Raw genomic sequence first — 233 nt, 5'->3', positions numbered from 1 at the left:
CCATTTTGGTTTTTAGAGTTCAAATGCCCCCATTCATATTTTATATAATCTATATCCCAACCATCTTTAGCGGGAGAGTTCCAACAATAAGGTAAACCACTTGTAGACTCGATATGAAAAAATGGTTTAAAATTTTGAGACTTGAAAATTAAATTAACAAATTCTTTTATTTCTGATGGAGCTCTATTTAAAGTTATTTTTTTAAAGCCAGAATCCTTTAAATGCTTCACCAC

1 protein-coding gene is annotated in these 233 nt (G+C 30.0%); it reads right to left on the bottom strand.

Translation table 11 applies throughout. The features are described from left to right. Positions 1–233, bottom strand: a 233-nt coding sequence (locus Q4528_RS16315; RefSeq protein WP_303522831.1) for a hypothetical protein, incomplete at both ends; no start/stop codon positions are given.

It is taken from the genome of Staphylococcus pasteuri (assembly GCF_030547725.1).
GTDB classification, from domain to species: Bacteria; Bacillota; Bacilli; order Staphylococcales; family Staphylococcaceae; genus Staphylococcus; species Staphylococcus pasteuri.
This window is presented reverse-complemented; position numbering and strand designations above follow the sequence as displayed.